Consider the following 17,672-nt stretch of genomic DNA (forward strand, 5'->3'; position numbering starts at 1 on the left):
GAGGCCTGAGAATGCTCGTCGCCTTCGCCCTGCTGCTTCTGGCCCAACAGGCCGCTCCGACCGTGGTGTGGGAGGCGCCGCCCGCCGCCGAAGCCCCGCCGCCGCGTCCCGCCCACAATGTTCCGGAATGGGGTCTCGTCGATCCGTTCGGCTATGAGCGGGCGCGGTGCAGCCCGCAGCTGCGCGGCGCGAGATCGCTGGAAGTCTGTCAGGCCGAGGTTCGCGCCCAGCTGGCCCTGGCTCTGGGGCCGGATCTGCCCGACGCCCTGCGCCCTGAGGGGATGGCGGGCGACTGCCAGATGGCCCAGGCGGCCCAGGGCGGCTCGTCCTACGGCCTGCAGTGCGGCCCTCAGTCGCGGGCGCCGACCGACTCTCCCCGGCCCAAGGAGGTGGATTGCCGCCCCCGTCCCGAACAGGGCGGCTTCAGTTCGGAATGCCGACCGGTGGGGACGACCGAGGACAAGGGGCTGACGCTGAAGCTATGGGGCAATGACTGACCCGAACGAAAACGCCGCCCGCGATCGCGGACGGCGTTGAACGTCTTTGAATAGTCGGTCGCGTCAGTTGCGATTGTCGCGCAGACTGTCCTTCACGCCGCCGACGGTGTTTTGGACCTTGCCTTCGACCTGGTCCGCCTTGCCCTCAGCCTGAAGCTTGGAATCGCCGGTCATCTTGCCGACGCCTTCCTTGATCTTGCCGCCGACATTCTTGGCGGAGCCTTCAATACGGTCTTGATCTGGCATGGGAATTCTCCTGTTTCGAGCGACGCCGCGATGGCGCTGCAAGGTGAAGGAGAAACGGGAGCGGGTCCGGGCCGTTCCGTAAGGCTCAGCTTGCCCGACGCAGCCACACCGCGACCGCCCAGGCGTGGGAGTCGTGGCGCAGACGCGACAAAGCCACGGTCGGGTCCAGCCAGACCAGGGTGTGATCGTCCTCGCACTTGGCCTGGGGGTTCTCGGCCGTGACCGTCGCGGTCCAGAAGCCGCCGACGTTGCAGAGGGGCTCGCCGGTGCTTTTCAGATGATACTGGCCCGCCTCGGCGATGCGGTTCAGAGGCGTCACAGACAGGCCGGTTTCCTCGACGAACTCGCGCACCAGGGCCTCGACCTCGGTCTCCTCGCCATCCACCGCCCCGCCGGGAAGATCGAAATAGGCGCCGGCCGCTCGTTCGACCCGGACGCAGGCGATCAGGCCGTCGCGCTCCACCACGCCGAAGGCCGTGGCGCGGTGGCGATAGTCGAGCGCGGGATTACGAAGGCCGAACTGGAGCATGATGCAGATCCGACCTTAGAGGTCGAACGCCAATTTGGCGCGCACGCCCTTGTGCGCCGCGTCGAACTCGACGGCTGAGCGCAGGCCCGAGGCCATGGCCGAAATGATCTTGCCGCCCAGGCCGGTGCCCTTGGGTGTTCCGTCGCCCAGACCCGGCCCGTCGTCTTCGACCGTCAACAGGGCGCGATGCTCGCCGTCCGGCTTCAGACTGATGCGTATCTCCCCGCCCTGCCCAGGCTGATAGGCGTATTTCACCGCATTGGTGACCAGTTCGGCGACAACGACGCCCAAGGACACGGCCTGGTCCGTGGTAACCCAAAGGGGAGCGGCGTCGACGACCAGACGAGGCGAACCTTCGCCGGGCCCGAGCGACTTGGACAGCTCGTCCATCAGGCCTTCGAGGTACTCGTCCATGGCCACCCGGCTCATGTCGCCGGAGGTGTAGAGGCGGCGATGGACGTGGGCCACGGCCTCGATCCGGGCCTGGGATTCGCGCAAAGCCTCGCGCGCGCCTTCATCGCTGATGTGGCGCATCTGCAGCGACATGAAGCTGGACACCAGTTGCAGCGAATTGCCGACGCGGTGATTGACCTCGCGCAGCATGGCCTCGGCGCGGTCGCGGGCCAGACGAATCTCTTCCTGGGCGATCTCGTTCTCGCGCTGAAGCCGCCGGCGCAGCAGGGCGTCCTCCAAGGCCGACCGCAGCAGGGAGGTGAAGTCCTCGGACACGTCCTTGATGACATAGTCCGCCGCCCCGGCGCGCAGGGCGGCGACGGCGATCCGCCCGTCCTGAGCCCCCGTCACATAGACCACGGGCGGCGGCGCCGGCAGGGCCAGGATGTCCGGCAGGACGTCCAGACCGTCCCGGCTGGGCATATAGTGGTCCAGGGCGCAGATGTCGTACTGGTTGGCGGCGAGCAGCTCCAACCCTGCGTCGCCGTCCGGGGCACAGGTGACGGCGTAGCCGTGGCGGGTCAGTTCCTTCTCGACCAGCCGCGACAGGCCGCGGTCGTCGTCGATGTAGAGCAGACGGATGGGGCCGGACAGTCCGATCGTTAAATCTCCGGCGCCTGCATGACCGACAGGAAGAGACCCAGCTGACGGATCGCGCCGGCGAAGGACTCATAATCGACAGGCTTGGTGATGTAGACGTTGCAGCCCAGGTCGTAGCAGCGCTGGATTTCGACCTTGTCGTCGGTGGTGGTCAGAACCACGACGGGCGCCCGCTTCAAACGGTCGTCAGCCTTCACCTTTTCCAGAATGTCCGTGCCCGACATGTCGGGCAGGTTCAGGTCCAGCAGGATCAGCAGTGGGCCGTTGGCCAGGATTTCCGCGCTGAACAGATAGTCCAGAGCGGCCCCGCCCTCATCGAAATGCTTGATCTCGTTGCTGATGTTGGCGCGACGGATGTTCTTTTCGATCAGTTTGGCGTGACCGTGGTCATCCTCGACCATGATGATTTTGACGGCTTGCGTCACAGTACGCCTCCAGGTTCCGACAGGATCAGTCGTTTGGGGAATTTCAGGAGGAAAGTCGAGCCCTTGCCAAGCTCGGACTCGATATCGATCGTGCCGCCGATGCGCCGAACGCTGTTGCGGACGAAGGCCAGGCCCAGGCCCTCGCCTCTTCGGTCCTGTTTCCCGGAGCGCCGGAACAGTTCGAAGATGCGTTCGTGGTCCCGCGCGGCGATTCCTCGCCCGTTGTCCGCGACCCGATAGACGACCCAGCCCCCGGGCAGGTCTTCGCCCGATATGACGATTTCGCCAGGGCGGCCGGCGTCCAGATATTTGACAGCATTGTCGACCAGATTGCCCAGAATCTGCTCCATCGACAGGCGGTCGCTTTCGATCGACGGCAGGGCCTCCACCACGATCTGGGCGCCGGCGGCCTCGGTCTGATGGTGAACGCTGTCGGCGATGTTGCGAGCCATGGCGGTCATGTCCAGGGTCTCCGGCAGGAGATTGCGACGCCCCTCGCGCGAGAGGCGCAGGATGGCGTTGATGAGCCGGTCCATCTTTTCGGTCGAGGCGCGGATGAAGCCCAGGGCCTCGGGCATGTCTTCGCGCACGGCGGTGACGATGTCGGCCGACACCTCGCGTTCCGCCTCGGCCTCGGCCACCCCGCGCTCGATGATCTTTCCGGCCTGCTCCAGTTCGGAGGTGTAGCCCATCACATTGACCAGGGGCGCGCGCAGATCGTGGCTGACGATATAGGCGAAGCGCTGGATTTCCTCATTGGCGCGGGTCAGGGCGGCGGTGCGGTCGCGCACCATGTCCTCCAGGCCGGCGTTGATGGCGGCCACCTCCTCGCGCGCGTGCTGAATCTCGCCGACATAGCGCCGCACCATCCAGGCCGAGAGCAGCGCAAGGACCAGGACCAGCAGGCCGGTGATGGCGTTCATCACCACGGTCATCATGGCGGCGCGCTCGGACACGCGGGTCCGTTCGGCGATGCGCGCGGACTTGAAGGCGTCGAAATCGTCGATGGTCTGGCGCAGCTCGTCCATATAGCGTTTGCCTTCGCCGGACCGCACCGTCTGGATCGCTTGGCCTATGCGGCCCTCACGCGCCAAGGCCAGGGTCGCCTCCATCTCCCTCAGCTTGGCGTCGGAGAGCCTATGGATTTGGGCCACCGGCGCCCGGAGCGTCGGGTCGGCCGCCGCGCCTTCTTCGAGAAACGCCAGGGCGGGCTCGCGCGCGGCCCGCGCCTCCTCAAAGGGCGTCAGGAAATCGCTGCGGCCGGTCAGCAGAAAGCCGCGTTGCGCGGTCTCCGCATTCAGCATGGAGATCAGGACCGTGCGCGACTGGCGGCGCATCTGCTGGGCGTGTTCGATCGCATCGTTAACCGTGGCGGTGCGCTGTATCATGACGAAGGTCGAGATGTTGACCGTCAGCAGCAGGACGAAGGCCAGGACCAGCAGGCCGGTGACGGATCGCGCCAGGGAGGGCGTGCGCACAAAATCGCTGAACCGCGACCAGCTTTGGCTCGAGGGAAGTTTCATGCGGCGCAGCATTAGCGGCGACCGAGGCTGCGTCAAACGGCAGTCACACGAAACTCTTGGGCCTTTCGCGTCTTCTGATGAGTATGGTCTGGCTTGCCGGTCTGCGGCGGGCGGAAAACGGGGGGAAGAGCGATGATCTGGTGGTGGTGGATTTTACCGGCGGCGGCGGCCCTGATTGGCCTGGTTCTGCTGGTCCGCGGCTTGCGCGCCCTGTTCGGCGGCAGGGCGGTGCGGGGCGTGGCGGGCGCGGCGCTCGGCGGCGGCGTCCTCTGGCTGGCGTCCCTGGCGACCCTGTTCGGCCTGAACCTTCAGACCTACGACCGGCTGACCTATGAACGTCCGGTGGCGAGCCTGGAACTGAGGCGCCTCGGGCCGCAGTATTATGAGATCGAGCTGACGCCCCTGTCGCAGGACAGGCCGGCCGCAGCGACCCTCTATCCTGTCCACGGCGACGACTGGCGGATCGACGCCCAGGTGCTGAAGTGGAAACCTTGGGCCAATGTGCTGGGTCTGGATTCCCAATATCGTCTGGAACGCCTCTCCGGTCGCTATCGCACGGTCGAACAGGAGTTGACCGCCGAACGCAGCGCCTATGATCTGGCGGCCATCGAGGAAAACGCCCGCAACGGCGCCCTGCCCTATAAGGTCGAGGCCTGGGACGCGATCCGGCGTTACAGGCGCTACATCGACGCCGCCGACACCCTCTACGGCTCAGCCGCCTATATGCCGATGGCCGAGGGCGCGCGCTATGAGGTCTGGATCACCCAGTCCGGCCTGATCGCCCGCCCGGTCAATGAGGCCGCGCGCGCCGCCTCCGCCGGCGGCTGGACGGTCGCCGACTAGGCCGAATCCACATTCCGCGCCGCCAAGGCACGATGGCGTCCAAGAGTGCGAAGGCGAGGGAGCGCCCCTCCGATCCGTCATGCCCAAAGCCGGCCCCAAAGGCGGCTGTCGATGACAGGTCTCGACAAGGGGGAGCCTAAGCGCTCGTACCGCTGAGGCGGTACAAATACGATTACGTCAGCAACCAGGCGTTTATGATGCAGAAATGCGACACGGTATAATATTGTCGCGCCGCAGGCGGCGGTCTACTCCAATTTACAAGTCGATTGTGTCAGCTCTTCAACAACCGCGGAAGCGGACAGGCGTATCTGGGGGATACAAGATGAAAGTTGCTTTGCTAACCGGCGCCGCAGTGGCCGCCGTACTGGGGGGTCATGCCCATGCCCAGGAAGCCGCACCGGCTCAGACCGTGACCGAAGTCGTCGTAACCGGTTCGCGCATTAAGCGGCCGCAGTTCGACGGGACGATTCCCGGGGTGCAGGTCACCAAGGAAGAAATCATTCAGCGCGGCTTCAACAATGCTTACGACATCGTGCTGAGCCAGCCGATGGTCTATGCCGGCGCCAGTCCTTATGGAAGCAACGGCGGCCAGACCTCGAGCCTGGGCACTGCCTTCGCCGACCTGCTGGGTCTGGGCAGCCAGCGCACCCTGACGTTGGTCAACGGCCGCCGTCAGGTGTCGGGCAACGCCGCGACGCTGTTCGTCACCGGCAACAACGCCGGCTCCCAGGTCGATCTCGGCGCCATTCCGTCGCAGTTGATCGACCGCGTCGACACCCTGACCGTCGGCGGCGCGGCCGCCTATGGGTCGGACGCCATCGCGGGGGTGATAAACTACATCATCAAGGACAAGTACGTCGGCAGCGAGGCGCGCGTGTCTGCGCGGACCTCCGAGCAGGGCGACGCCAACCGCTACAGCTTCAGCGTCATCCACGGTGAGAACCTGATGGATGACCGGGCCAACCTGACCCTGGCCTTCGAAGAAACCAAGACCGACGCCCTGTACGCCGACGCCCGGCCGTGGACGCTCGACGCCGCGACCGGCGTGACCAATGCGTTCAACGGGTCCAAGCGGAACCCGAACTTCGCCGCCAACGCAGCGATTGACATCGCCGGTCTGAACAACGGGGCGTTCCTGCGCAACACCGACGACGGCATCCCGTCCACGGCCTACGCCTACTTCACGCGCAACTCGCTGCAGTATCCGTCGGGTATCGCGTTTACCCCGACGAGTTCCACTGCGGCCTGTCCGACGACGATCGTCGGGGTGACGGCGTGTCTGTTGCCGACGGGTTCGGTCAGCTCGACTTCGCAGCTGGTCCCCGGCATTCCCACCGGCAACGGCCTGTACTTCACCAATGCGCCGTCGGGCACCTTCCCGAACTTCGCGCCGACCTCGCTGCCGACCGGCGTCACGGCTGCGGCCGTGTTCGCCAGGTACGGCGTGACGCCGCCCACCGGCCTGACCGCCGCCCAGCAGAACACTCTCGCCATCAACGTGCTGCAGAGCAAGCTGCCGACCCTGCGCGAGTATCTGGCCCAGAACCCGAACACCGACATCAACCTGATCGTCGGCTCGCTCTATTCGAACATTCCGCGGATCGCCAATACGGACCCGGCGACTCGGGCGTTGTTCCCCTTCATCGCCAAGCCGGTGCGCTTCAACGCCAACGGCGAGGCCGAAAATTGGTCGTTCGCCAATATCGGGGCGCAGGATCAAGGCACCTTGGGCTCCGCGCCCGGAATCGAAGGCAATAACACCAGCCGCTACAGCCTGATTCAAAACGAGCAGACCCGTAAGAACTTCACGGTCTTCGCGACGTTTGACATCAACGACCGGATCAAGGCCTACAGCCAGAACATCTATTCGACGGTTGAAACGGTGCTGCCGCGAAATGGGGCTTCCGGTAACGCCGTGACCTCCGCCGGGAGCGAGACTTCGGGCATTCTGATCAGCATCAACAACCCGTACCTGAGTGCGACGTCGCAGCAGCTGCTGCGCAGCAGCGGCGCGGTCAATAGCGCCAACAACTTCATCATGTCGCGCACCAACCAGGACATCCTGGGCGACAACCCTCAGCGCGGCGTCACCAACATCGGCAACTTCGCCCAAGGCCTGAAGGGCGACTTCGACTTCCTGCACCGCAACTGGACCTGGGACGTGTCCTACACCTACGGCAAGGCTGATGGTAAGGTCGAGTTCACTGGTATTCGGGACCTGGAGTACCTGCTGGCGATCGACACCGTTCGCGACAGCAGCGGCGCCATCACCTGCCGCGCCAAGACCAACCCTTCCGCCTATCTGGGCAAGAGCCCGTCGGTGATTGTCACCAACCTGGCCGACACTCCGGCGGCGAATGGCCTGGTCGCGAAGCAGCCGTTCCAGCCCGTCGTGACCCAGGCCATGATCGACAGCTGCCAACCGCTGAATCCGTTCGGCTACAATCAGATGACGCAGGCGGCGAAAGACTACGTCACCGCTCAGCAGTTCTACGCCTTCGAGAACGTCCAGACCTTCCTGCAAGGCTCGGTGACCGGGGACCTGTTCGAACTGCCGGGCGGTCCGCTGGGCGTGGCGCTCGCCGCCGAACGCCGCACCACGAAGAACGACTACTGGGTCGATGACGTTTCGCGCTACGGTCGCACGCGATCGGCGGCGATCTCGGCGACTCAGTACGAGACCGAGGCGCAGGAATACGGCGTCGAGGTGAATATCCCCGTCCTGGGCAATGGCTTCAACCTGCCGTTCGCCCAACGTCTGGAAATCAACTCGGCGGTTCGTTGGTCCAAGCAGACCGGCGACGCCGCGACCTTCGTAAACCAGCAAGGTGCGACGGTCAGCCCGACCTACGACGGCGACTGGTCGAAGATCTGGTCGCTCGCCGCCACTTTCCAGCCGATCCGCGACATCACCTTCCGCGGCAATGTCACCCGCTCGATTCGCCAGCCGGACGGCGTCGAGCTGTTCTTGGGCGGTCAGGCTTCCTTCACGTCGATGAGCGACCCCTGCGCAGTCGGCAATATCAACTCGGGCCTGAACCCGGCGACGCGGAAGGCCAACTGTATCGCCGCTGTTCGCGCGGCGGGCTACGCATCGACCAACGCCGAAGCCGAAACCTTCCTCAGCACCTTCAGTCCCGGCACGCCTTCGGTGCTGGGCGCCCGCTTCGGCAACGATGAACTGAAACCGGAGCGCGGCGAAAGCTGGACGGCGGGCGTGGTGCTTGAACCGCGCTACGTGCCGAACCTGCGGATGTCGTTCGATTACATCGACATCCAACTGAAGGACCAGCTGACCCGCGTCTCGGCGGAACAACTTCTGACCTACTGCTACGACTCCGCGTCCTATCCGGACAATAGCGGCCAGTTCGGTCTGAACACCTGCGGCTCGGTTCCGCGGTACACGTCGGGGACGGAGCCGAACCCCAGCCGCGCGTTCAGCGTCAACGACGGCTGGCAGTCCACATATCTGAACCTGGCTCAGACCAACCTGCGCGCCGCCAACATCGTCGTCGTCTATCGCAAAAAGCTGGCGGAGCTGTTCGGGTCGTCGAGCGACTGGGGCTCCGTGTCGGTGAACAGCAACCTCTACCGCGTCTACGAGTCGAGCTTTAGCCCCACGGGTCTGGCGGGCGACACCGAGCAGTATCTCGGCAGCATCGGCACGCCGAAGTGGCAGAGCAACACCACGATCGGCTACACGCGCAAGAGAATCTCCACCAGCCTGAACTTCTACACGCAGTCCGACACCATCCGCTTCAACGGTTCGGTGCCGGCGACGATCGAGCAAAACGCCTATCTCGATCGCAAGGGCTACGCCATATACAATCTGTATGTCGGCTATGAGCTCAACGATGAGGTCGATCTGCGCTTCAACGTCAACAATATCTCTGACAAGCGGTGGGAACAGGAGGCGGTCGGCGCGATCTACAGCACGGTTGGCCGCACCTTCCAGTTGAGCCTCAACGCGCGCTTCTAGAGCCTGATCCGTTGCCCAGGAATCGCTTCGCGGTTCCGCTGACGCCTTGAATCAGGCTCCAGACTGGGGCGAGAGCAGGATCCATCCTTCTGCCGGAACCGCTGCGCGGTTCCGGCAGAAACGATTCTGCTCTGGGGATTCCGGCCAGGCGATCAGCAAGCAAACCAGTCGTCTGAGGCTGTCGCAGGCCACGTCAACCTTGGCGGTCAGCCGCCTCGGCAACACCCCCACAGCCTGATCGGCGCACCCTTTTTTGGGCCTGAACCTCGGCCGACCGCGATCTGCAGACGGGCCCTGCCCAAGGTCCAGTCCAACATCCGATACAGGTGGTCTGATCCTTGTTCGGATCGCAGACCATGGTTGGGATTGCTCTAGACCTGGCCCAGGGTGCGCAGCTTGGCGCGGGGGTGGATTTCGTTCTGGCTCATGACCACCGTCTGGCCCCGGAACCGCTCGATGATCGAGCGGACATAGGGGCGAGTCTGGGGCCCGGTCAGCAGGACGGGATTCTCGCCGGACATGGCGATCCGTTCGAAGGTGTCGCGGACGGCGCGGATGAAGTCCTGCAGCCGCGACGGCGCCATGGCCAGCTGCTTGTCCTCGCCGCCGCCGATCAGGCTTTCGGCGAAGGCGTTCTCCCATTCGGGCGACAGGGTGACGATCGGCAGGGCGCCGTCGCCGCCCTGGTGCTGCCAGCACAGCTGACGGGCCAGGCGGGCGCGGACGTGTTCGACCAAGGTGGTGACGCTGGTGCTGTGGGGCGCGGCCTCGGCCAGCCCTTCCAGAATGGCGGGCAGATCGCGGATCGAAACCTTCTCGCGCAGCAGGGCCTGAAGCACCCTTTGCAGGGTGGTGACGCTGACGACGCTGGGGATCAGCTCCTCGACCAGCTTCTTCTCTTCGGTTCCCAGCTCCTTCAGCAGCTTCTGCACCTCGCCGTAGGACAGCAGGTCCGCCATATTTTCCTTCAGGATTTCGGTCAGGTGCGTCGTCAGGACCGTGGAAGGATCGACCAGCGTATAGCCGTGGAAGGTCGCTTCTTCGCGCAGGGTTTCGCTGATCCAGGTGGCGGGCAGGCCGAAGGCGGGCTCGCGCATATGTTCGCCCGGCAGTTCCACCTGCCCCCCGGCGGGGTCCATCGCCATCAGATGCCCCAGACGCACCTCGCCCGCCCCAGCCTCCATCTCCTTGATGCGGATGGCGTAGCCCTGGGTCGGCAGGCGCATATTGTCCAGAATGCGGACCTGCGGCATGACGAAGCCGTATTCCTGGGCCAGCGATCGACGGAGCGCCTTGATCTGATCGGTCAGACGCCGCCCTTCCAGATCATTGATCAGGCTGAGCAGCGAATAGCCCAGCTCAATCTTGACTTCGTCGATCGTCAGCACGTTCGAGATCGGCTCTTCGACCTCCTCCTTGGGGGCGGCCGCAGCGGCGACCTCGGCCTCCGTGGGCTGGGGCTTGAGCCTTTGGCGGCCCAGGCGCCAGGCCATGAAGCCCGAACCGATGGCCAGGGCGGCAAAGGGGATCAGCGGCATGCCGGGGATCAGGCCGATCAGACCCGCCGCCCCCGACACCACGCCCAGCGACACGGGGTTGGTGGCCAGCTGGGTCACCAGGGCCTTGTCCGCCGTGCCCTCGACGCCGGCCTTGGACACCAGGAAGCCCGCGGCGATCGAGATGATGATGGCCGGCACCTGGGTGACCAGACCGTCGCCGATGGTCAGCTGCACATAGGTGTTGGCGGCGTCCATGGCCGGCATGCCGTGCTGCAGGGTGCCGATCAATATGCCGCCGATGGCGTTGATGAAGGTGATGATCAGGCCGGCGACGGCGTCGCCGCGCACGAACTTCGAGGCGCCGTCCATGGCCCCGAAGAAGGTCGATTCCTGCTCCAGCTCCTTGCGGCGCAGCTTGGCCTGGTCCTCGGTGATCAGGCCCGACGACAGGTCAGCGTCAATCGCCATCTGCTTGCCCGGCATGGAGTCCAGGGTGAAGCGGGCCGAGACTTCGGCGATCCGGGTCGAACCCTTGGTGATGACGACGAAGTTCACCACCAGGATGATGGCGAAGATGATCACCCCGATGATGAAGTTGCCCCCCATCATCAGCTCGCCGAAGGCGTTGATCACCTGGCCGGCGCTGTCGTGCCCCTCCTGCCCCTTGGTCAGGATCAGCCGCGTCGAGGCCAGGTTCAGGCCCAGACGGAAAAGGGTCGAAACCAGCAGAACCGTCGGGAAGATGGCGAAGTCCAGCGGCTTCTTCATCATCACGGCGGTCATCAGGATCAACACGGACGAGACCAGCGAGATCGCCAGCAGCAGGTCCAGAAGCATCTTCGGAACCGGCAGGATCAGCAGCATGATCACCCCGATCACGCCGACCGCCATCAGCACTTCGCCGCGGTTGATCCAGCTCAGCACGTCGCGCCCGGTGGGCCGCGCCATGCCGTCCTTCATCATGATCGGCGCATCAGTCACGGCCCAGGGCCTTCAAGGCGCGGCGGGTCGCCTCGGCGATCACGGCGTCGCGCTGATCCTCCGTCGCCGAGGCGGCGCCGGTGAAATAGGCGGCGATGATGACCGGCGAACCGCTGAGCGGGGTCAGCATGCCCACGTCGTTCGTCGTGCCGCGGGCGCCCGAACCGGTCTTGTGCGCGACGCTCCAACCCTCGGGCGCGCCCGCCTTGATCCGGTTGGGGCCGGTCGGGGAGGCGGTCAGCCAGCCGTGCAACAGGGCGTCGTGCGCCGGCGTCAGTCGATCGCTGAAGGCCATTTCGCGGATGTTGGCGACGGTCTGTTCCGGCAGGCAGGTGTCGCGCGGATCGTCAGGCAGGGCGGTGTTCAAGTCCGGCTCCAGCCGAGAGATGACGGTCGTCGTGTCGCCGAAGGTCGGCCACCACGAACGCCATACGCCGATTCCGCCCATCTCGCGGATCAGGATATTGGCGGCCGGATTGTCGCTGACCTCCACCGCCGCCTGCATTAGTTCGCGGATGGTGAGCGTCCGCCCCACCGCCTTTTCGGTCACGGGCGCATGGGGAATGATGTCGGCCGAGGTGATGCGGACCGGCCGGTCCAGCCTTTCCTCGTCCCGCTGCACCCTTTGCAGGATGCCCGCCGCCAGAAAGGGTTTGAAGGTCGAGCAGAAGGGAAACCGCTCCTGGCTGCGCCACAGCGCCCGCACCCCGCTGCCGACGTCCAGGGCGGCGACGCCCAGCCGCCCGCCCCACCGCGTCTCCAGATCGTTCAGGAACAGGTCCGGGGCCGCCTCGGCCTTGACCTTGGTCTGGCTGCGCGGCGTGCAGGCGGCCAGGCCCAGCGCGCCTGCGCCGGCCATCAGCCTCCGCCTGTCCAGACCGCGCCCCATGCTCAGGCGGCGTAGCCCGAGGCCGAGACGCCGGACTGCGGCGCGGGAATGACCGTCCCCTCCTCGGCGTATTCGTTAAGCTTGTTGCGCAGAGTGCGGATGGAGATGCCCAGGATGTTGGCCGCATGGGTGCGATTGCCCAGACAGTGGGTCAGGGTGTCCAGGATCAGGGTCTTCTCCATCGCCGCCACCGTCTGGCCGACGAAGCTGCGGGTCACGGCGTCGGCCGCCTGGGCCGCCCGGGCCGCAACGCCGCCGCCATAGGGGTTCCCCACGGCCGCCGTTCCCATCATGCCGCCGCCTTCCGCCGTCAGCGGCTGGCCGTCCGGCAGGCGGATGGCGTCCACATCGATCTCGGGTCCGGTCGCCAGCAGCACGGCCCGGTGCATGGCGTTTTCCAGCTCACGGACGTTGCCGGGCCAGCGGTGGGCGCTGATCGCCTGACGCGCCCGCGCCGACATCGGCCGCTCGGGCACGCCGTTGGCCGCCGCATATTTCTTGATGAAGTGATCGGCCAGCACCCCGATGTCGCCGGGCCGTTCGCGCAGGGCCGGCAGGCGCAGATTGACGACGTTCAGCCGGTACAGAAGGTCTTCGCGGAACGTGCCTTCCGCCACGGCCTTGGCCAGGTCGCGGTTGGAGGTGGCGATGATGCGGATATTGACCGGCACGGGCTTGGAGCCGCCGACCCGGTCGATCACCCGCTCCTGGATCGCGCGCAGCAGCTTGGCCTGGAGCCGGGCGTCCATCTCGGAGATTTCGTCCAGCAACAGGGTGCCGCCGTCGGCCTCTTCGAACTTGCCGATCCGGCGGGCGACGGCGCCCGTGAAGGCGCCCTTCTCGTGACCGAACAGTTCCGATTCCAGCAGATTGTCGGGAATGGCGGCGCAGTTGACGCTGATGAAGGGCTTTTCGGACCGGCGCGAATGGTCGTGCATATAGCGCGCCATCACCTCCTTGCCGACGCCGCTTTCGCCGGTGATCAGGATGGAGGCCTCGGAGCGCGCCACCTGATCGGCCAGTTGCAGCACCGCCTTCATCGCCGGATCGGCCGAGATCATCGGCTTTTCGTCGTCGGCGACGGCGGCCAGGACCGCCGCGATCATCTCCGCATCGGGCGGCAGGGGGATGAACTCCTTGGCCCCGGCCTTGATGGCGGCGGCCGCCTCGCGGGCGTCGGCGTCGACCCCGAAGGCCACCACCGGCACCGTGATCCGCTCGGCCTCGTTCGCGGCGATCAGGGCGGCGATGTCGAGCTGATAATCGACCATCAGCAGGTCGGCGCCCTGCCCCCGTCGCAGCTGCTCGGTCGCCTGATCCGCGCGCTCGACGTGACTGACCTTGGCGCCGTGCGCCATGGCCATCTTCACCGCCGAAGCGAGCTGTCCGCTCAGTCTGCCTACCACCAGAAGACGCATCGTTCTTCTCCTCTAATCCTTCACCCGGTCAGACGCGCAGCGCGCGTCAGCCGCCCGAGTCCTCAGTCTTGATGATTTCCGTCATGGTCACGCCCAGCCGATCCTCGACCACGACGACCTCGCCGCGTGCGATCAGACGGTTGTTGACGAAAATGTCGATCGCCTCGCCGACCTTGCGGTCCAGCTCCAGCACCGAACCCTTGTTCAGCTTCAGCAACTGGGCGACCGACATATGCGACTTGCCCAGCACGGCCGAGATATTGACCGGAACCTCGAACACCGTCGCCAGATCGGCGGCGGTTTTTTCGCCCGCGTCGTCGGCGACGGCCAGGGCGGTGGAGTCGGGAAATTCCTCGAGCGATAGATCGTCGGAGGCCATCAGAACTCACTCCGGTCGGTGTGGATTGGGGGTTCGGCGTGTCCCGCCTCGGCCGCCAGGGCGGCGCTCAGGGCCTCCGCGACGCGGGCGGCGGAACCTTCGGGATCGTGATCGGCGCGACCGTCGGCCCACTCCAGCTGGAAGGCTGCGACCGCCATGCCGGGTTCGTCGCGGAAGGCGACGACGCCGGTGAAGCCGCTGTCGGCGCAGGCCTGTTCGATTTGGCCGCGCACCACCTCGTCCAGGCCCGAGGCCCGGATCACCAGGCGCGGCGAGGCGTCGATCTCTTGAGCCAGGGACTCCAGGGCGGCGCGCAACGGCGCCTGGGGGAAGCGGTGCAGGGCGGCGTCGGCGATGGCCCGCGCCGCCGCCAGGGCCAGGTCGGCGGACTGTTCGCGATGGGTCTGGGCGACGGTTCGCAGCGACGGCAGGGCGGCGGCGGCGGCCTGGGCGATGTTGGTCAGGGCCATGGCCCGGATGTTTTCGACCTCGGCGAGGGCCTCCTGGCGCGCCTCCAGCCGGGCGGTGGCGACCAGGGCCTCGACCTCTGCGGGCATGTAGCTGCGTTTGACCGGCTTCCAGGCGCTTGCGCGCACCACCGCGCCGTCGGCGTCGAACTCGGTGTCAAAGGCGAAGGGGGTGCTCATGTCAGTAGATCAACTCGTCGTCGGAGCCTTGGCCGGCCAGCATGATCTCGCCGCGCGCGGCCAGATCCTTGGCGACCTGGACCATGGCCATCTGGGCCCCATCCACGTCCTTCAGCCGCACCGGCCCCATGGACTCCATGTCTTCGCGCAGGATCTTGGCGGCGCGTTCGGACATGTTGGAGAAGAACATCTCCCGCAGCCCTTCGGAGGCCCCCTTCATCGCCAGGCCCAGCGAGTCCTTGTCAACGGCCCGCAGAAGGGTCTGAACCCCGCCCGGATCCAGCTTGGACAGGTCTTCGAAGACGAACATCAGGGCGCGGATGCGTTCGGCGGATTCGCGGTTGCGCTCTTCCAGGGCGCCGATGAAGCGCGCCTCGGTCTGTCGGTCGAAACTGTTGAAGATGTCGGCCATCATTTCGTGGCTGTCGCGCTTGGAGGTGCGCGCCAGATTCGACATGAATTCGGTGCGAAGGGTCGCCTCGATCTTGTCCAGGATTTCGCGCTGGACAGGCTCCATCCGCAGCATCCGCTGGACGCATTCCAGGGCGAAATCCTCCGGCAGGGCCGTCAGCACCCGGGCGGCGTGGTCGGACTTCACCTTGGACAGGATGACGGCGACGGTCTGGGGATATTCGTTCTTCAGATAGTTGGCGAGAACCGCCTCGTTCACATTGCCCAGCTTGTCCCACATGGTCCGGCCGGCCGGACCGCGGATTTCCTCCATCAAGCCGTCGACGCGATCCTTGGGCAGGAAGGCGCTGAGCAGCTTCTGGGTCTGTTCGAAACTGCCCATGACGGCGCCCGTGCCCGACAGGCCGGACACGAACTCCAGCATCAGGGCCTCGACCGCCTCGGCCGTCACATTGCCCAGGGTCGCCATGGCCTGGGAGATCTCCTTGACCTCCTCGTCGTCCAGCCTCTCCCACAGGGCGGTGTGGTCTTCGCCCAGGGCCAGCAGGATGACGGCCGCCTTCTCGGGGCCGGTAAGCCGATTGGGGTCCTCGATGACCGGCTTTTTCGAAACCAGCTTGGCCATCAGCCTTCCGCCACCCAGTTGCGCAGGATGTTGGCGGCCTCGTCAGGATGGGCCTGGACGAAGTCGGCGACCTTCTTGACCGAAGACGCCTTCACCTGCCCTTCGATACGGGCAATGTCGATCTTCTGGTCCATTTCGTTCGGCGCAGGCAGTTGCACCAGCTGGGGCTGGCCGTCCGGGCCGATGACGGTCGTGGTCAAGGTGGCGACCGGCGTGCCGTCCGGGGCCGTCAGAGCCGGCGCTCCAGGACCGGCCGCCCCGCCCGAGCCGGCCGTCTTCAGCAAGGGCCGCAGGACGAAGAAGATCAGCAGCAGCGCCACTGCCGCCAGGATGCCCAGCTCGATCAGCCGCATGACGTCGGTCTTGGAGAAGTCCAGCAGCGAAGGCTTGTCGTCCAGCCCGCCGGGCAGGCCGGTGTCGCGGTTGAAGCGGACGTTGATGACCTCGATCTTGTCGCCGCGGGCCTCGTCTATGCCGGCCGCCGCCGCGACCAGGGACTTGATCTGAGCGATCTCCTCGGCCGAGCGCGGCGCATAGGTCGGCTCTCCCTTGCCGTCGGCGGCCGGGGTCCATTTGCCGTCCACGGCGACGGCGACGGCCAGCTTCTTGACCTCGCCCGGCTCCTTGGTGGTCGTGGTGGTGGTGTTGGAGATTTCGTAGTTTGTCGTCTCGGCGTTCTCGGCGGTGGTCGAGCCGGCCGGCGTGGTCGCGGGCGGGGCGCCGCCCGGGATGTTGTTCGCCGCCGTCACGCCGCCGTCGTTCTGGCCGGTCGTGTCCGAGGACTGCGAGCCGTTGGCCGTGGTCGAACGCACGACCTGGCCGTCGGGATCGAACTTCTGTTCCTGGGTGGTGGAGCGGCTTTGGTCGATGTCGGCCGTCACCTGGACCCGCGCCGAGCCGACGCCGACGACGCCCTCGACGATGTCCTTGATGCGCGCCTGAAGCTGGGCCTCGGTATTGCCCTTGGTTTCGGCCGCAGAGGCCGAGGTGAAGCCGCCGTCGTCGCCGGCCGCCAGGGTGCGGTTGTTCTGATCGGCCACCGTGACCCGGTCCGGCTTCAGATTGGGCACGGACGAGGCCACCAGATTGCGGATGGCCCGCACCTGATCCGCCGTCAGATCCCGCCCGCCCAGGCCGACCAGCACGGCGGCGGTGGGTTCGCCCGCAGCAGCGGTGAACATCTCGCGACGCGGCATGGTGATGTGGACGCGGGCGGCGGTGATGCCGCGCATCGACATGATGGTGCGGGCCAGTTCGCCTTGCAGGGCGCGCTGTTCGTTCAGCTGCTGCTGGAATTCGGTCTGGCCCAGGACCGACTGATTGTCGAAGATTTCGTAGCCGACCGAGCCGGAGGTCACGAGCCCCTTTTCGGCGATCAGCATCCGCGCCGTGCCCACGTCGTCGCGATTGACCATGACGGTCGAGCCGTCGCCCTTGGAGGCGTATTTGATGCCGGCCTGTTGCAGGGCGGCGGTGATTTCGCCGGCCTCGCGCAGATCGAGATTGGAATAGAGCAAGGCGTCCGGCGCCTGGCCCACGCGCAGCATGACGGCGACCAGGACGGCGGTCACGCCCGCGGCGACGCCGAGGACGGCGGCCAGACGACCGATCCCGAACTTCTGCAACGCCGCCGTAAAGCCGCCCACGCGCCCACGCCCCAAACTCACGGGAGACACCGACGCCCCGCTAGGCAGAAAATGCCGTGTCGATGGTAAATGGGCCGTTAAG

Annotated in this window: 15 protein-coding genes; 3 read left to right on the top strand and 12 right to left on the bottom strand. The window is 66.0% G+C overall.

Going from position 1 to position 17,672, the window contains the following annotated elements; translation table 11 throughout:
• Nucleotides 1–11 precede the first annotated feature (11 nt).
• Nucleotides 12–497, top strand: a complete 486-nt coding sequence (locus tag ACW178_RS14255) for a hypothetical protein (protein WP_492024687.1) — start codon at nt 12–14, stop codon at nt 495–497.
• Between the two features lie 63 nt (nt 498–560).
• Here ACW178_RS14255 and ACW178_RS14260 read toward each other — a convergent pair whose 3' ends face one another.
• The 5 genes from ACW178_RS14260 to ACW178_RS14280 all read right to left on the bottom strand — a co-directional run bounded on the left by ACW178_RS14260 (nt 561) and on the right by ACW178_RS14280 (nt 4,273).
• Entirely contained in the window at nt 561–743 is a 183-nt protein-coding gene (locus tag ACW178_RS14260; RefSeq protein ID WP_183214992.1) for a CsbD family protein, read from the bottom strand.
• 85 nt (nt 744–828) lie between these two features.
• Entirely contained in the window at nt 829–1,272 is a 444-nt protein-coding gene (locus ACW178_RS14265) for an NUDIX domain-containing protein (RefSeq protein ID WP_182713277.1), read from the bottom strand.
• Nucleotides 1,273–1,287: 15 nt separating this feature from the next.
• Nucleotides 1,288–2,325, bottom strand: a complete 1,038-nt coding sequence (locus ACW178_RS14270; protein ID WP_191555080.1) for a sensor histidine kinase — start codon at nt 2,323–2,325, stop codon at nt 1,288–1,290.
• A gap of 2 nt (nt 2,326–2,327) precedes the next feature.
• Nucleotides 2,328–2,750, bottom strand: coding sequence for a response regulator (locus ACW178_RS14275; protein ID WP_224761032.1), 423 nt, complete (start codon nt 2,748–2,750; stop codon nt 2,328–2,330).
• Entirely contained in the window at nt 2,747–4,273 is a 1,527-nt protein-coding gene (locus ACW178_RS14280; RefSeq protein WP_492024688.1) for a sensor histidine kinase, read from the bottom strand. The genes ACW178_RS14275 and ACW178_RS14280 overlap by 4 nt, the downstream gene beginning before the upstream one ends.
• 132 nt (nt 4,274–4,405) lie before the next feature.
• Between ACW178_RS14280 and ACW178_RS14285 the strand changes: the two genes are divergently transcribed.
• Nucleotides 4,406–5,116 carry a hypothetical protein gene (locus tag ACW178_RS14285; RefSeq protein WP_054766493.1) on the top strand — a complete coding sequence of 237 codons (711 nt, stop codon included), beginning with the start codon at nt 4,406–4,408 and terminating at the stop codon, nt 5,114–5,116.
• Nucleotides 5,117–5,438: 322 nt separating this feature from the next.
• Complete coding sequence (locus ACW178_RS14290; protein ID WP_191554415.1) at nt 5,439–9,095, top strand: TonB-dependent receptor domain-containing protein; 3,657 nt, start codon at nt 5,439–5,441, stop codon at nt 9,093–9,095.
• A 371-nt stretch (nt 9,096–9,466) separates the two neighbouring features.
• On the opposite strand, the gene flhA is transcribed toward ACW178_RS14290, so the two are convergent.
• From flhA to fliF, 7 genes are read right to left on the bottom strand one after another with little or no spacing between them, the layout of a single operon-like run.
• Nucleotides 9,467–11,557: a flagellar biosynthesis protein FlhA gene (gene flhA, locus ACW178_RS14295; RefSeq protein ID WP_191555081.1), complete on the bottom strand. Its 2,091-nt coding sequence runs from the start codon at nt 11,555–11,557 to the stop codon at nt 9,467–9,469.
• A 10-nt stretch (nt 11,558–11,567) separates the two neighbouring features.
• Nucleotides 11,568–12,434, bottom strand: a complete 867-nt coding sequence (bla, locus tag ACW178_RS14300; protein ID WP_224762071.1) for a class A beta-lactamase — start codon at nt 12,432–12,434, stop codon at nt 11,568–11,570.
• A gap of 32 nt (nt 12,435–12,466) precedes the next feature.
• Nucleotides 12,467–13,882: a sigma-54-dependent transcriptional regulator FlbD gene (gene flbD, locus ACW178_RS14305; protein WP_054766495.1), complete on the bottom strand. Its 1,416-nt coding sequence runs from the start codon at nt 13,880–13,882 to the stop codon at nt 12,467–12,469.
• A gap of 46 nt (nt 13,883–13,928) precedes the next feature.
• Nucleotides 13,929–14,261, bottom strand: coding sequence for a flagellar motor switch protein FliN (fliN, locus tag ACW178_RS14310; protein ID WP_054766496.1), 333 nt, complete (start codon nt 14,259–14,261; stop codon nt 13,929–13,931).
• Complete coding sequence (locus ACW178_RS14315) at nt 14,261–14,908, bottom strand: FliH/SctL family protein (RefSeq protein WP_054766497.1); 648 nt, start codon at nt 14,906–14,908, stop codon at nt 14,261–14,263. The genes fliN and ACW178_RS14315 overlap by 1 nt, the downstream gene beginning before the upstream one ends.
• A 1-nt stretch (nt 14,909) precedes the next feature.
• A complete protein-coding gene (gene fliG / locus ACW178_RS14320) occupies nt 14,910–15,944 on the bottom strand; it encodes a flagellar motor switch protein FliG (RefSeq protein ID WP_054766498.1) in 1,035 nt (344 codons plus the stop codon).
• The gene (gene fliF / locus ACW178_RS14325; RefSeq protein ID WP_054766499.1) at nt 15,944–17,590 is read right to left on the bottom strand and encodes a flagellar basal-body MS-ring/collar protein FliF; all 1,647 of its coding nucleotides are present in this window, start codon (nt 17,588–17,590) and stop codon (nt 15,944–15,946) included. The genes fliG and fliF overlap by 1 nt, the downstream gene beginning before the upstream one ends.
• Between the last annotated feature and the right edge of the window lie 82 nt (nt 17,591–17,672).

It is taken from the genome of Brevundimonas sp. AVps4 (assembly GCF_058681525.1).

Excerpts from the sequence above, each read along its gene's own strand:
- ACW178_RS14255 (WP_492024687.1), top strand. The coding sequence starts at position 12 with ATGCTCGTCGCCTTCGCCCTGCTGCTTCTGGCCCAACAGGCCGCTCCG.
- ACW178_RS14260 (WP_183214992.1), bottom strand. The coding sequence starts at position 743 with ATGCCAGATCAAGACCGTATTGAAGGCTCCGCCAAGAATGTCGGCGGC.
- ACW178_RS14265 (WP_182713277.1), bottom strand. The coding sequence starts at position 1,272 with ATGCTCCAGTTCGGCCTTCGTAATCCCGCGCTCGACTATCGCCACCGC.
- ACW178_RS14280 (WP_492024688.1), bottom strand. The coding sequence starts at position 4,273 with ATGAAACTTCCCTCGAGCCAAAGCTGGTCGCGGTTCAGCGATTTTGTG.
- ACW178_RS14285 (WP_054766493.1), top strand. The coding sequence starts at position 4,406 with ATGATCTGGTGGTGGTGGATTTTACCGGCGGCGGCGGCCCTGATTGGC.
- ACW178_RS14290 (WP_191554415.1), top strand. The coding sequence starts at position 5,439 with ATGAAAGTTGCTTTGCTAACCGGCGCCGCAGTGGCCGCCGTACTGGGG.
- flhA (WP_191555081.1), bottom strand. The coding sequence starts at position 11,557 with ATGATGAAGGACGGCATGGCGCGGCCCACCGGGCGCGACGTGCTGAGC.
- bla (WP_224762071.1), bottom strand. The coding sequence starts at position 12,434 with ATGGCCGGCGCAGGCGCGCTGGGCCTGGCCGCCTGCACGCCGCGCAGC.
- flbD (WP_054766495.1), bottom strand. The coding sequence starts at position 13,882 with ATGCGTCTTCTGGTGGTAGGCAGACTGAGCGGACAGCTCGCTTCGGCG.
- fliN (WP_054766496.1), bottom strand. The coding sequence starts at position 14,261 with ATGGCCTCCGACGATCTATCGCTCGAGGAATTTCCCGACTCCACCGCC.
- ACW178_RS14315 (WP_054766497.1), bottom strand. The coding sequence starts at position 14,908 with ATGAGCACCCCCTTCGCCTTTGACACCGAGTTCGACGCCGACGGCGCG.
- fliG (WP_054766498.1), bottom strand. The coding sequence starts at position 15,944 with ATGGCCAAGCTGGTTTCGAAAAAGCCGGTCATCGAGGACCCCAATCGG.